10 protein-coding genes and 2 tRNA genes are annotated in these 12,799 nt (G+C 70.1%); 9 read left to right on the top strand and 3 right to left on the bottom strand.

The window, feature by feature from the left end:
* The first annotated feature begins 46 nt into the window (after nt 1–46).
* Nucleotides 47–1,129, top strand: coding sequence for an NAD-dependent epimerase/dehydratase family protein (locus tag ACTWPP_RS40660; protein WP_443109811.1), 1,083 nt, complete (start codon nt 47–49; stop codon nt 1,127–1,129).
* Between the two features lie 151 nt (nt 1,130–1,280).
* Here the strand turns inward: ACTWPP_RS40660 and ACTWPP_RS40655 are convergent, their stop codons facing one another.
* Nucleotides 1,281–4,154, bottom strand: coding sequence for a UPF0182 family membrane protein (locus ACTWPP_RS40655; RefSeq protein WP_443109810.1), 2,874 nt, complete (start codon nt 4,152–4,154; stop codon nt 1,281–1,283).
* 175 nt (nt 4,155–4,329) lie between these two features.
* Between ACTWPP_RS40655 and ACTWPP_RS40650 the strand changes: the two genes are divergently transcribed.
* The 4 genes from ACTWPP_RS40650 (at nt 4,330) to ACTWPP_RS40635 (ending at nt 6,625) form a co-directional block, all read left to right on the top strand.
* Entirely contained in the window at nt 4,330–4,866 is a 537-nt protein-coding gene (locus ACTWPP_RS40650) for a PPA1309 family protein (protein ID WP_443109809.1), read from the top strand.
* A 127-nt stretch (nt 4,867–4,993) separates the two neighbouring features.
* On the top strand, nt 4,994–5,410 hold the full coding sequence (locus ACTWPP_RS40645) for a molybdenum cofactor biosynthesis protein MoaE (RefSeq protein WP_443109868.1): 417 nt from the start codon (nt 4,994–4,996) through the stop codon (nt 5,408–5,410).
* Between the two features lie 27 nt (nt 5,411–5,437).
* Nucleotides 5,438–6,487 (top strand): YlbL family protein, encoded by a 1,050-nt coding sequence (locus tag ACTWPP_RS40640; protein WP_443109808.1) that lies wholly within the window; start codon nt 5,438–5,440, stop codon nt 6,485–6,487.
* A gap of 64 nt (nt 6,488–6,551) precedes the next feature.
* Nucleotides 6,552–6,625: transfer RNA gene (locus ACTWPP_RS40635), tRNA-Met, on the top strand.
* A gap of 356 nt (nt 6,626–6,981) precedes the next feature.
* On the opposite strand, the gene ACTWPP_RS40630 is transcribed toward ACTWPP_RS40635, so the two are convergent.
* Nucleotides 6,982–8,079 (bottom strand): PucR family transcriptional regulator, encoded by a 1,098-nt coding sequence (locus tag ACTWPP_RS40630; protein ID WP_443109807.1) that lies wholly within the window; start codon nt 8,077–8,079, stop codon nt 6,982–6,984.
* 119 nt (nt 8,080–8,198) lie between these two features.
* On the opposite strand from ACTWPP_RS40630, the gene ACTWPP_RS40625 reads away from it, so the two are divergent.
* Both ACTWPP_RS40625 and pruA read left to right on the top strand, forming a co-directional pair.
* Complete coding sequence (locus ACTWPP_RS40625; protein WP_443109806.1) at nt 8,199–9,101, top strand: proline dehydrogenase family protein; 903 nt, start codon at nt 8,199–8,201, stop codon at nt 9,099–9,101.
* A 17-nt stretch (nt 9,102–9,118) separates the two neighbouring features.
* Entirely contained in the window at nt 9,119–10,750 is a 1,632-nt protein-coding gene (gene pruA, locus ACTWPP_RS40620; RefSeq protein ID WP_443109805.1) for an L-glutamate gamma-semialdehyde dehydrogenase, read from the top strand.
* Here pruA and ACTWPP_RS40615 read toward each other — a convergent pair.
* Nucleotides 10,747–11,955, bottom strand: a complete 1,209-nt coding sequence (locus ACTWPP_RS40615; protein WP_443109804.1) for a cytochrome P450 — start codon at nt 11,953–11,955, stop codon at nt 10,747–10,749. The genes pruA and ACTWPP_RS40615 overlap by 4 nt on opposite strands.
* Before the next feature lie 59 nt (nt 11,956–12,014).
* On the opposite strand from ACTWPP_RS40615, the gene ACTWPP_RS40610 reads away from it, so the two are divergent.
* Together ACTWPP_RS40610 and ACTWPP_RS40605 are read left to right on the top strand one after the other, a co-directional pair.
* The gene (locus tag ACTWPP_RS40610) at nt 12,015–12,701 is read left to right on the top strand and encodes a TetR/AcrR family transcriptional regulator (protein ID WP_443109803.1); all 687 of its coding nucleotides are present in this window, start codon (nt 12,015–12,017) and stop codon (nt 12,699–12,701) included.
* Nucleotides 12,679–12,752, top strand: a tRNA-Met gene (locus tag ACTWPP_RS40605). Before ACTWPP_RS40610 ends, ACTWPP_RS40605 begins: the two co-directional genes overlap by 23 nt.
* Nucleotides 12,753–12,799: the final 47 nt, after the last annotated feature.

The following is a 12,799-nucleotide window of genomic DNA, read 5'->3' as shown; positions in this document are numbered from 1 at the left end:
TAGCCGGTTCCGGCAAGGTCGCGTACTCAAGGAAGGGGGCACCCCCGTGGCAACGGGCAAGGTTCGCCCTCGGCGTAGCAAGGGCCCGGTCGTCGCCGTCACCGGCGCCGCCACCGGCGCGGGGCGGCTGCTGGCCGCCCGGCTCGCCGAACGCAAAGAGATCCGCAAGGTCGTCGCCATCGACGCGCACCGCGGAGACGTGCCCGGAGTCACATGGCGGGTCGTGGACATCCGGGACCCGCTGCTGTCCGGCCGGCTCTCCGACGTGGACGTGATCGTCAACCTGGACGTCGAGTACTCCCCGGACGTGGACCCCCGCGACCGCCGCACCCACAACGTCCGCGGCGCCCAGACCGTGGTGACCGCCGCCGCGGCCGCCCGCGTCCGCCGCGTGGTCCTCGTCACGTCCGCGATGGTGTACGGGGCCGGGCCCGGCAACGAGGTGCCGCTCGCCGAGGACGCGCCGCTGCTCGCCGAGGCCGACGCCAGCATCGCCGGCGACCACCTGGAGATGGAGGAACTGGCCGCGACCGCGCCGGTCACCCACCCCGGCCTGGACGTCACCGTCGTCCGCCCCGCCGCGCTCGCCGGGCCCGGCGTGGACACCTTCGTCACCCGCCACTTCGAGGCGCCGCGGCTGCTGTCGGTCAAGGGCAGCACCCCCGGCTGGCAGTTCTGCCACATCGAGGACCTCGCGTCCGCCCTGGACGTCGTCGTCACCTGCGACGTCACCGGGCCCGTCGCGGTCGGCGGCGAAGGCTGGCTCGGCCCCGACGAGGTCACCGAGATCACCGGCAAGCGCACCCTCGAACTTCCCGCCGCCCTCACGTTCGGGACGGCGCAGCGGCTGCACCGGCTCGGCATGACCCCGGTACCCGCCACCGACCTGCACTACGTCGCCTACCCGTGGGCCGTGGACTGCGCTCGGCTGCGCGCCGCAGGCTGGAAACCGCTCCACGACAACGCGGCCGCGCTGCGCGCCGTGATGGACGAGACCGCGGGACGGCACGCCGTCGTCGGACGCCGCGTCGGCGGCAAGGAGGCCACCGTGGCGACCGCCGCGGGCGCCACCGTCGCCGCGATCGGCGCGGCCGCCGCAATCCGCCGCGCCCGCAAACGCCGACGCTGAGCCCGCCGATGCAGGAACGGCCGATGCAGGAACGGCCGACGCAGGGCCGGGCGATGCAGGAACGGCCGACACAAGGTCGGCCGCCGGGCCCGGCCCCATCGAGCCCGCTCCCGCCGCAGCACGGCGGGAGCGGGCTCCGGGCCGCTCCGTCTCAGCCTCCCGGCGGTGTCGCGGTCGGCGAACCGGACGGGCTGGGCGAACCCGTCGGGCTCGGCGAGGCCGCCGGGGCGGGCTGCCGCGCCGCCGCCAGCGCCGCCTGCGCGTCCTTGATCCGCTTCCAGGCGTCGCCCATAGCCGGATAGTCGCCGTTCTTCTGGGCGGTCTCGTAGTCCGTCACGGCCTTCTGCAGATCCGCGATCGCCTTCTGCGCCGCCTCGCTCAGCTGTGGCGGCTGCTCGCCGCCGCCCTCGTCCGGCGGCGTATCCGGCGGCGTATCCGGCGGCGGTGCCGTACTCGTGCCGCCGAGGATCTGCTCCAAAGCCTGGTCGAGGGTGTCGGCGGCGGCGATCTTGTCGCCGTACCGCACCAGGATCTTGCCGAGGATCGGATACGGCTGCTGCTCCGCGCCGCCCGCCGCCATCGTGTACATCGGCTCGACGTACAGCAGGCTCCCCCCGAACGGGATCGTCAGCAGGTTGCCGGGCACCGTCTTCGTCCCGCCCTGTCTCAACGCGAACAGGTCGGACTTCACCTTCGTATCCGTCTCGAACGAGTTCTGCACCTGACCGGGCCCCGCGGGTTGCGCGTTGCGCGGCATCTGCAGCACCTGGATCTGCCCGTAATCCTTGCCCGGCGTCGACCCGACCGCCATGAACGCGGCCAGCTGCGGGTTGTTGCGCGGGTTGAACACCGACGTCAGAGAGAACGACTCGGCGTCCTGGCCCGGCATCCGCAGGCTCTGGTAGTACGGCGGCTGCCGCTTACCCTGGTTGGCCGGATCCTGCGGCACCTCCCAGAAGCCCTCGCCGTTGTAGAACGCCGACGGGTCCGTCACGTGGTACTTCGCGAGGATCGTCCGCTGGGCCTTGAACAGGTCCAGCGGGTAGCGGAAGTGGGCCTCCAGCTCGGGCGGGATCGACGAACGCGGCTGGACGGTGTCGTCGAACACCTTCATCCACGTCTTGGTGATCGGGTCGTTCTCGTCCCACTGGTACAGGTGGACGGTGCCGTCGTAGGCGTCCACCGTCGCCTTGACCGAGTTCCGCATGTAGTTGATGTGGTCGTCGGCCTGCCGCGCCACCGCCGACCGCGTGTCGGTGATGGTGTCGCGGGTCGCGTCCGCGAGGCTCATCTCCGACGAGTACGGGTAGCTGTTGGACGTCGTGTAACCGTCCAGGATCCACAGGATGCGGCCGTTGACCACGGCCGGGTACGGGTCGCCGTCCAGCGTGAGCCACGGCGCCGCCTTCTGCACCATCTCCCGCGGCGAACGGTCGTACAGCAGCTTGGCGTCATCGTTGATCGCGCCGGAGAGCAGGAGGTTCTTGTCCTGGAACTTCGAGGCGTACAGCAGCTTGTTGAAGAACGAGTCGATCGGGACGCCGCCCCGCCCGTCATAGTTGCTGCTCTGCTGCCCCGACTCGCTGTTGTCCGGGTAGTTCAGCTCCTGCTGGCCGCTTCCGCCGACCACCGAGTACGCCGCCGAACGCTCCCCGAAGTAGATCTCCGGCCGCTCCAACTTGATCTTCTGCTCGGGGGACACCGGCATGTTCTTGGTGATGAAGTCGGGCACGCCGCCGTTGGCGAAACGGTCCCCATAGGCGGACACGAACCCGTAACCGTGCGTGTAGACCATGCGGTCCTTGACCCAGCTGCGCTGGCCCTCGGGCGCCCCGGACAGCTCGCGGAGCGCGACGATCGTGTCGACCAGCTTGCCGTCCACCCGGTAGCGGTCCACGTCCAGCGTGTCGGGGAACTGGTAGAACGGCCTGATCCGCTGAAGCTGCTGGTACGTCTCGCCCACCACGTTCGGGTCGAGGACGCGGACGCCGCCGAGCTTGTCGGCCTCCTCCTGCAGCTTCTTCTCGTCGGTCACCGGTTTCTGCCCGTACTGGACGACCTTCGCGCCGTCCACCCCGTAGGCCTTGCGGGTGGCCTCGATATTGCGGGAGATGAACTCGCGCTCCTTGGCCAGCTCGTCCGGCTTGACCTGGAACTGCTGGATCAGCAGCGGATACACCCCGCCCAGCAGGATCGCCGACAGCACCAGCAGCGTGAACCCGACGCCGGGCAGCATCATCCCGCGGCGCAGCAGATTGCCGAAGAACATCGCGGCGCACAGCAGCGCGATGACCGCGAGGATCGTCTTGGCCGGCAACAACGCGTTGATGTCGGTATAGGACGCGCCGTTCGTCACACCACGATCGGAATGCACCAGCCCGTACCGGTCGAACCAGTAAGCCACGGCCTTCAGCAGGATGAACACGCCGAACAGCACCGACAGATGGGCCCGCGCGGGTGGGCTGGCCTTGTCGCCCGGCCCCTGCAGCCGCAGCCCCCCGTACAGGTAGTGCACCATCACCGCGGCGACGATCGACAGGATCACCGTCGCGAAGACCACGCCGAGGATGAGCCGCAAGAACGGATACGTGAAGACGTAGAACGACACGTCCTTGTGGAACTGCGGATCCTCCACGTTGAACGGCGTCCGGTTCAGGAACGCCAGCCACACCGGCCACTGGCCCGCCACCGACGAGCCGGTCAGCAGCCCGAGCAGCCCCAGCAGCGACCAGGCGATCAGCCGCCGCCGCGGATCGATGACGGCCCGGTAGCGCTCCAGGCCCTGCTGCTCCACCGACAGCGGCCGGTACGCGGGCCGCAGCCGGTACGCGATCGCCACGTTCGCGCCGACGACCAGCGTCATCAGCAGCCCCGCTCCGAAGAACAGCACCACCTTCGCCTGAAGCTGGGTCGTGTAGACGTCGGAAAAACCGATGGAGCGGTACCAGAGAAGGTTCGTATACGTCGCCGTGAAGACCATGAACACGATCAGCAATACGGCGAACACCACCAGTATCGGCAGCATCAGCCGTGTCCGTCCGGTTCCGAGCCGGCGCCCGAAACCGGGAGTCCGGAAGGTCAAGAGGCCCCTCCGATCGAGATCTCGCCCACCGGCCGCCCGCCGGTGCTGTAGATGCAACTTACCGACTCGCGCGGGGGTTCCCGCACTTCCCCGTACCGAATGTGGGAAAGATGGCCCCGTGAGTCTTCTGGAAGAAGTCGTGCTGGACCTTGAACGTCATTCGGCGCAGGAGGGTTGGGACAGCGCCCCGCGCCTCTACGCCCTTGTCAGGAGCACCGAACTGCGCCGCGCCGAACCCGAGCTCGCCGACCAACTCGGCCTGCACCCCGACGCGGACACTCTAGCCGCACTCGAACAACCCGCCCTACCCGAGCGGGACGCCGTCGAGGAAGCCCTCGCCTCCATCGCCTGGCCCGAAGCCGTCGAAGGCTGCGCCCTCATCATGGAACGCGTCGTCCTGCCGCCCGAAGCCGAGGACGACATCCCCGAGGACGAGGCGGAGGCCGCCGCGTTCGCCGCCTCCCACCCCGGACGCGAGGACGTGCGCATGGTCGTCGGCGTCCTGCGCGACGGCAACCGGCACTCCGCCCTCCGGCTGCGCCGCCACGACACCGACGACGAGGTCCTCACCGGCCCCGACCTCGTCCCCGCCCTCGCCGAAGCCCTCGCCGCCACCTTCGAACCGGACGATCCCGCCGCCCACCCGGAGAGGTAGCCTGCGGAACGTGAGCCAAGACGGTGTCGACCAACACGGGGTTGTCCAAGACGGTGCCGACCGGGGCGGCGTCGTCCAGGACGCCGCCGGCCCCGGCGGCCCGGACGCGTCCGCCGGGGAAGAGGACGTGATCCGGCTGATCGGCGTGCGCGACACCCCCCTGTCGATCGACGAAGTGTTCGCCGCCGTCGGCGCACCCGGCGCCGGCGGCGTCGCCGTCTTCGCCGGCACCGTGCGCGACAACGACCACGCCCGCGCCGTCACCGGCCTGGCCTACAGCGCCCACCCCAGCGTCGAACAGGAACTCCGCGCCGTCGCGGAAAAAGTCGCCGCCGACCATCCCGTCCTCGCCCTCGCCGCCCTCCACCGCGTCGGCGACCTGCGGATCGGCGACACCGCCGTCATCGTCGCCGTCTCCTGCCCCCACCGCGCCGAAGCGTTCGCCGCCTGCCGGCGGCTCATCGACGACCTCAAGGCGCACGTCCCCATCTGGAAACACCAGACGTTCGCCGACGGCGGCGACGAATGGGTCGGGGCCTGTTGAGCGCCCCGACCGCATAGAGTTTCCGGCATGTCTCGTCGTGCCGCCACGCTCACCGTCGCGAGCGTGATCATCCTCGTGCTCGCCGTCGTCGGATCGGCCATGCCGGTGCCGTACGTCGCGCTGATGCCCGGGCCCACGCAGAACGCCCTCGGCACGAACGACAAAGGCCGGCCGCTGATCCGGATCGACGGCCGCAAGACCTACCCCGACCAGGGCCACCTCAACTTCACCACCGTCACCTACCGCGGCGGCCCCGGCGGACGCATCGACCTGTTCACCGCCCTGCGCGGCTGGCTCGCCGGCGACACCGCCATCGTCCCCGAAGAGACGATCTTCCCCGAGGACGAGTCGCAGAAGCAGATCGACGAAGAGAACACCCGCCAGATGCAGAACTCCCAGCAGAGCGCCGAAGCCGCCGCCCTGCGCCAGCTCGGCATCCCCATCACCACCCGCGTCGTCATCGAGAACGTCCAGAAAGGCCGCCCCGCCGACGGCGTCCTCAAACCCGGCGACGAGATCACCGCGCTCAACGGCACCAAGGTCACCGGCGTCTCCCAGGTCATCGACAGCATGTCCGGCCTCAAGATCGGCGAACCCGTCACCCTCACCTACCGGCGCTCCGGCGAAGAGCACAAGGCCACCATCAAGACCGTCGCCGACCCCTCCGGCGAACGCCCCGTCGTCGGCGTCGTCCTCTCCGACCAGTACAAATTCCCCTTCAAGATCGACATCAGCGTCGGTGACATCGGCGGCCCCTCCGCCGGCCTCATGTTCAGCCTCGCCATCATCGACAAACTCACCCCCGGCCCCCTCACCCAAGGCAAATTCATCGCCGGCACCGGAACGATCACCCCCGAGGGGAAAGTCGGCCCCATCGGCGGCATCCAGCAGAAAATGATCGCCGCCCGCGAAGCCGGCGCCACCATCTTCCTCACCCCCGCCGACAACTGCGCCGACGCCGGCACCGCCCGCCCCGACGGCCTCCGCCTCGTCCGCGCCGACACCCTCCAAGGCACCCTCAACGCCATCAACGCCATCAACACCGGCAAAGGCAACGTCCCCGCCTGCACCAAATAACCCGCACCAGCCGGCACAGCCCGTACAGACCACCCCCCGCCATGCCATACACTTGAACCATCACCGCGGGGTGGAGCAGTTCGGTAGCTCGCTGGGCTCATAACCCAGAGGTCGCAGGTTCAAATCCTGCCCCCGCTACGGGTCCTGGGGTCCGTGTGGTCAGTGCGTTCGCACTTTCCCGCGCGGGCTCCTTCGCCGTTTTCGGGGGGCGACCCCCCGGGCCCCCGGTTCCTCCGCTATCCCCCGCCCGCCCGACCCTGGGCTTCGCCCCTATCCCCCATCGGGGGCGGGGGCGGTGTGTCTTAGGTCGCTCGGCTCTCGTCGGCACTCTGTGGGGGGCTGCTGCGTCGGAGCGCTCGGCGGTGTCTGGGGCAAGGTCGCCGCGTCAGCGGGGGGGGCATCTACCTGGTTTTCGCTGATTCTCTGCCGAAGAATCCCAGCGGCAAGATCCTCAAGAGGGATCTTCTTGCTCGGCACGCCGGTCTCGTCCAGTCCTAGTCGTCTTCCTGCTTCAGGTGGGGGGCGAGGGTCAGGGCCAGGTGGAGGGTCAGGCGGTCCTGGCCGTTGATGAGGGTCAGGGACGTCAGGTCCTCTATGCGGCGCAGGCGGTGGTAGAGGGTCTGGCGGTGGATGTTCAGCGCCTGCGCCGTCTTCTGGACGTTGCCGGCCAGGTCCAGGTAGGTGCGGGCTGTTTCGGCCAGATCCGGGTTCTGTAGCAGGCGGTCGGTGCCCGGGGTCTGGGTCGACCGGGTCAGGGCCTCGGCGCCGGCGGTGCGGAGCAGGCGCAGGACGCCCAGGGACGTCCAGTGGCGGGTCTCGCCGGGGACGGCGGTGCGGGCGGCCACGCGGGCGCGGAGCCAGCCCTCGTGGACGTGGTCGAGCGTGGGGCACGGGGAGTGGACACCGGCCTGGACGGGGGCGTTGCGCTCTTCGAGGAGGCGGCGGGCGCGGTCGACCGTGGTGGAGGCCGATGCCGAGGCCGGGATCAGGAGGACGTGATCGCGTTGCCAGAGAGTGGTCAGGACCGAGTGGGGGAGCAGCCAGGGATTGAGGGGCTCCGGGGTCGGGGTTCGTAGGACCGCGACGGTGAAGGGCGGGTCCACGACTCCCGCGGCGGTCAGGTCGTCGGCTGCCTGGGTGCGGGCGTCGGGGTGGGTGGAGAGGAGGTCGGCGACCTTCCAGCCGAGGTCGTCGCGTTCCCTGGCCTGGCGGGCCATGAGCAGGCCGGCGCGGTCGCAGAGAGGCATCGCGCGGGCGGCCTGGGCGGGGGTTACGCGTTCCTGGTCGTCCAGGAGCCAGAGGTAGCCGTAGGTGACGTTGTTCCAGCGGACGGGCAGGCACAGGCGGCCGAGCTGGCCGAGCGAGACGTCGGCCGGGATGCGGACGGGGCCGGTGGCGCGGGCGATGCCGTGGCGTTCGAAGCGGGCGCGGACGGCGTCGGTCGCGCGGCGATGCAGGATCGAGTCCACCCGGACGGGGTCGATGGTGTCGCCGTGGGCGGCGTAGGCGACGAGGTGGAAGTCGCGGTCCTCCAAGGTGGCGGGGGCGCGGAGGAGGTCGGCCGCGTGATCCGCGATCTCTTGGAGGTCCATCGGAACGTCCTTCGTACGTTTGTATGAAGAAGTCGGTGCCTGAAAGTGGCATTTGACTATACGGCGTGGGGGCCGAGTCCTCCTAACGTGCGAGGTGTTCTTCGGCGTTGGAGGTTCCGGTGGTCAGTTCTGTTCTCCTGGCGGCCGCGCGCAGCCGGCGGATTCGTGATCTGGTGACTTCCGTGCCCCTGACCAGGGGTGTCGTCGACCGGTTCGTCGCCGGGGACGACCTGGACGCCGCGGTCGGCGTCGTCAGGGGGCTGCGGGCGGACGGGCTCGAGGTCACTCTTGATCATCTGGGGGAGGACACCAGGGACCGGGAGCGGGCGCGGGCGACCAGAAACGCGTACCTGGAGATGGTCTCCGCGCTGGGAGAGCAGGGGATCGCGGGCGGCGCCGACGCGTCGGTGAAGCTGTCGGCCCTCGGGCAAGCGCTGGGCGGAGATCTCGCGCTCGATCACGCTCGGGAGATCTGTGCCGCGGCCGGGCGGGCCGGGATGACGGTCACGCTCGACATGGAGGACCACACGACGGTCGACTCGACCTTGGAGATCCTCGGCAAGCTCCGCGTCGACTTCCCGTGGGCGGGGGTCGCGATCCAGGCGATGCTGCGGCGCAGTGAAGGCGATCTCCGGGATCTGGCGGGGGCGCGGGTGCGGCTCGTCAAGGGCGCCTACGCGGAGCGCGCGTCGGTGGCCTACCAGGGCAGGCGCGAAGTCGACCGCGCCTACGTGCGGGCGCTGCGCACGCTGATGCGGGGCGACGGGTACCCGATGATCGGAAGCCATGACCCGCGGATCATCGAGATCGCGCAGGCGCTGGCCGCCGGGAGACCGCCCGGGTCCTACGAGTTCCAGATGCTCTACGGGATCAGGACCGCCGAGCAGCGGCGGCTCGCGGAGGCCCGCCGGATGCGCGTCTACGTCCCGTACGGGGCCGACTGGTACGGCTACTTCATGCGGCGCCTGGCCGAGCGGCCCGCCAACCTCGCCTTCTTTCTCCGTTCGTTCGTTTCCCGCTGACCAGGAGGTTCCCTTTCATGGACGCCGTCACCAACGTTCCTACGCCGGTGAACGAGCCGGTGCGCGGGTACGCCCCGGGCAGCGCCGAACGGGCCCGGCTGGAGGCCGCGCTCGCCGGGCTGGCCGCGGAGGCGCCGATCGACCTCCCCATGACGATCGGGGGAGAGCGGCGGCTCGGCGGCGGGACGAAGGTCGCCGTCGTCCAGCCGCACCGGCACGCGTCCGTCCTCGGGACGTTCGGGACCGCGACCGAGGACGACGCGCGCGACGCCGCCGAGGCCGCACTGAACGCCGCCCCCGCGTGGCGGGCGCTGTCGTTCGACGACCGGGCCGCGATCTTCCTGCGGGCCGCCGACCTGCTGTCCGGGCCGTGGCGGGAGACGCTGCTGGCCGCGACGATGCTCGGGCAGTCCAAGACCGTCCAGCAGGCGGAGATCGACACCCCGTGCGAACTGGTCGACTTCTGGCGGTTCAACGTGCACTACGCGCGGCGGATCCTCGCCGAGCAGCCGATCAGCGGGCCCGGCGTGTGGAACCGGTCCGACCACCGGCCGCTGGAGGGGTTCGTCTACGCCGTCACCCCGTTCAACTTCACCGCGATCGCCGCGAACCTCCCGACCGCGCCCGCGCTGATGGGCAACGTGGTGGTGTGGAAGCCGTCCCCGACGCAGACGTACTCGGCCGTCCTGCTCATGCGCCTCCTGGAGGACGCCGGGCTGCCGCCCGGCGTCATCAACCTGGTGACCGGTGATGGGCTGGCCGTGTCCGAAGTGGCGCTCGCGCACCCTGAACTCGCCGGGATCCACTTCACCGGGTCCACGGCGACGTTCAAGCGCCTGTGGAAGACGGTCGGGAACAACATCGAGAAGTTCCGCGGGTACCCGCGGCTGGTGGGGGAGACGGGCGGGAAGGACTTCGTCGTCGCTCATCCCTCGGCCGATCGGGGAGTGCTGAAGACGGCTCTGGTGCGCGGGGCCTACGAGTACCAGGGGCAGAAGTGCTCCGCCGCGTCGCGGGCGTACATCCCGCGGTCGATCTGGGACGGCGGGTTCAAGGAGGAACTGGCCGCCGAGGTCGACGGGCTCACCATGGGCGACGTCGCCGACCTGTCCAACTTCATGGGCGCGGTGATCGACGAGCGGGCCTTCGCCAAGAACAAGGCGGCCGTCGACCGGGCCCACGCCGACCCGGACGTCGAGGTCCTGGCCGGCGGGACCTGCGACGACTCGGTCGGGTACTTCGTCCGGCCGACCGTCCTCGTGTCCGGCGACCCCGAGAACGAGATCTTCCGGGACGAGTACTTCGGGCCGATCCTCGGCGTCCACGTGTACGACGACGACCGGTACGAGGAGATGCTCGCCCAGATGGAGTCCGTGTCGGCGTACGCGCTGACCGGCGCCGTGATCGCCGGCGACCGGGCCGCGGCCGCCCACACCGCCGAAGTCCTCCGGTACGCGGCCGGCAACTTCTACATCAACGACAAGCCCACCGGCGCCGTCGTCGGGCAGCAGCCGTTCGGCGGCGCGCGGGCGTCCGGCACCAACGACAAGGCCGGGTCCGTGTTCAACCTGCTGCGCTGGACGTCGCCCCGCTCCCTCAAGGAGACCTTCGTCCCGCCGACCGACCACCGGTACCCGCATATGGGCTAGGCGGTCTCGATGCCCGTGGCCGGGAGGGTCACCCAGCCACGGGTGAACGGCGACGAGATCCGCTCGGCCCGTTCTAGGTCCACGCCGATGTTCGGGTGGGCGGCCAGAAGTTCTTCCAGCGCGACGCGGGCCTGGAGCTTGGCCAGGTGCGAGCCGATGCAGAAATGCACACCGCTGGAGAAACCCAGATGGCGAGCGATCTCACGGGTCACGTCCAGTTCGCTCGCGGACGGGCCGAACTCGCGCTCGTCCCGGTTCGCCGACCCGAACAGCATCATCACCTTCTCGCCCTCCGGAATCTCCGTCCCGTGCAGCGTCACCGGCCGCGTCGTCGTGCGGGCCAGCGCCTGCACCGAACCCTCCAGGCGCAGGAACTCCATCAGCGCGTTCGGGATCAGGGACGGGTCGGCCGCGAGACGTTCACGCTGGGCGTGGTCGCCGTCCAGCAGTGCTACGGCGTGCGAGACCAGATTGCCGGTCGTGTCGTTGCCGCCCGCGACCATGACGAAGCAGAAACCCAGGACGTCCCAGTCGGTGAGGCGCTCCCCGTCCACCTCCGCCGCCGTCAGCGCGCTCACCAGATCCCCGGACGGGTCGGCGCGGCGCTCCGCGATCACGTCGGTGAAGTAGGCGAACATCTCGGCCACCGCCTCGACCGCGCCGCCCTTCATCGCCTTCATGTCGAAGCCGTCGTCCTGCAAGGTCGTCAGCGCGGTCACCCACGGGTCGAACCGCGCCCGGTCGGCCTCCGGGACGCCCAGCAGATGCGCCAGCGCGAACGTCGGCAGCGGCGAGGAGAAGTCGCGGTGCAGGTCCGGCACCTCACCATCCGCCGCCTTGCCTTCCATGACCGCGATCCGGGAACGCGCGAACTCGCGGAGCATGTCTTCGAGCGCGGCCGTCCGGCGCGGGGTGAAGCCGTGGCTGACCAGGCGCCGCAGGACCGTGTGGCGCGGCGGGTCGAGCATCACGATCGTCGGAGCCAGGCCCAGCCTGCCGATCTCGTCCGGGTAGAACGTCAAACCCCGCGCGGACGAGAACGCCTCCGCGTCCCGCGTCGCCGCCCAGATGTCATCGAACCGGGACAGCGCCCAGAACGGCGGATCCTCGTGGTGATGGACGGGATCGTCGTCGCGGAGCCGCCGGTACGCGGGATAGGGATCGGCCTGGAATCCGGGATCGAACGGGTCGTACACGTCCGCCATGGCGCGGCCTCCGGTACTAACAGGCGTCGTTATTAACGCCCCCTGTTAGTATCATCGCCGTGCCCAAAGACGCAACGGCCACAAGAGAACGGCTACTACGCGCCGGCGCCCACCACTTCGCCGCCGACGGCATCGACGCCGCCCGCACCCGCGACATCATCGCCACCGCCGGACAACACAACGACTCCGCCATCACCTACCACTTCGGCTCCCGCACCGGACTCCTCGAAGCCATCCTCCGCGCCGGCGTCAACCGCATGGAACCCGCCCGCACCACCCCCAGCAACCCCACCGACCTGCACGCCATCGTCGCCGCCATCATCGAACCCACCGCCGCCGAACTCCGCACCCCGCACGGCCGCGACTTCCTCCGCATCACCGCCCAACTCGCCGGACGCGCCGGAATCCGCGACCACCGCCCCCCACCCCTCCTCCACGGCACACGGCTCAACCACCAACTCCAACTCCTCCAAACCGCCTGCCGCGCCACCCTCCCCGAACCCCTCGCCCTCGAACGCATCGCCACCTTCATCGCCTTCCTCACCGCCGCCCTCGCCGACCGCACCGGCCGAACCCACCACAACACCCCCCAAAAAACCCTCATCGACCACCACACCTTCGTCACCGACCTCACCGCCATGCTCACCGCCGCCCTCCAAGCCCCCACCCCCACCCCAACCGGTTTGCCTAACCACCCCCCGCCCCATACAGTTAAGACATCACCGCGGGGTGGAGCAGTTCGGTAGCTCGCTGGGCTCATAACCCAGAGGTCGCAGGTTCAAATCCTGCCCCCGCTACGGGTCCTGGGGTCCGTGTGGTCAGTGCGTTCGCACTTTCCCGCGCG

The sequence above is a fragment of the Actinomadura sp. 3N407 genome (assembly GCF_052245875.1).
In the GTDB taxonomy this organism is placed as follows: Bacteria; Actinomycetota; Actinomycetes; order Streptosporangiales; family Streptosporangiaceae; genus Spirillospora.
This window is presented reverse-complemented; position numbering and strand designations above follow the sequence as displayed.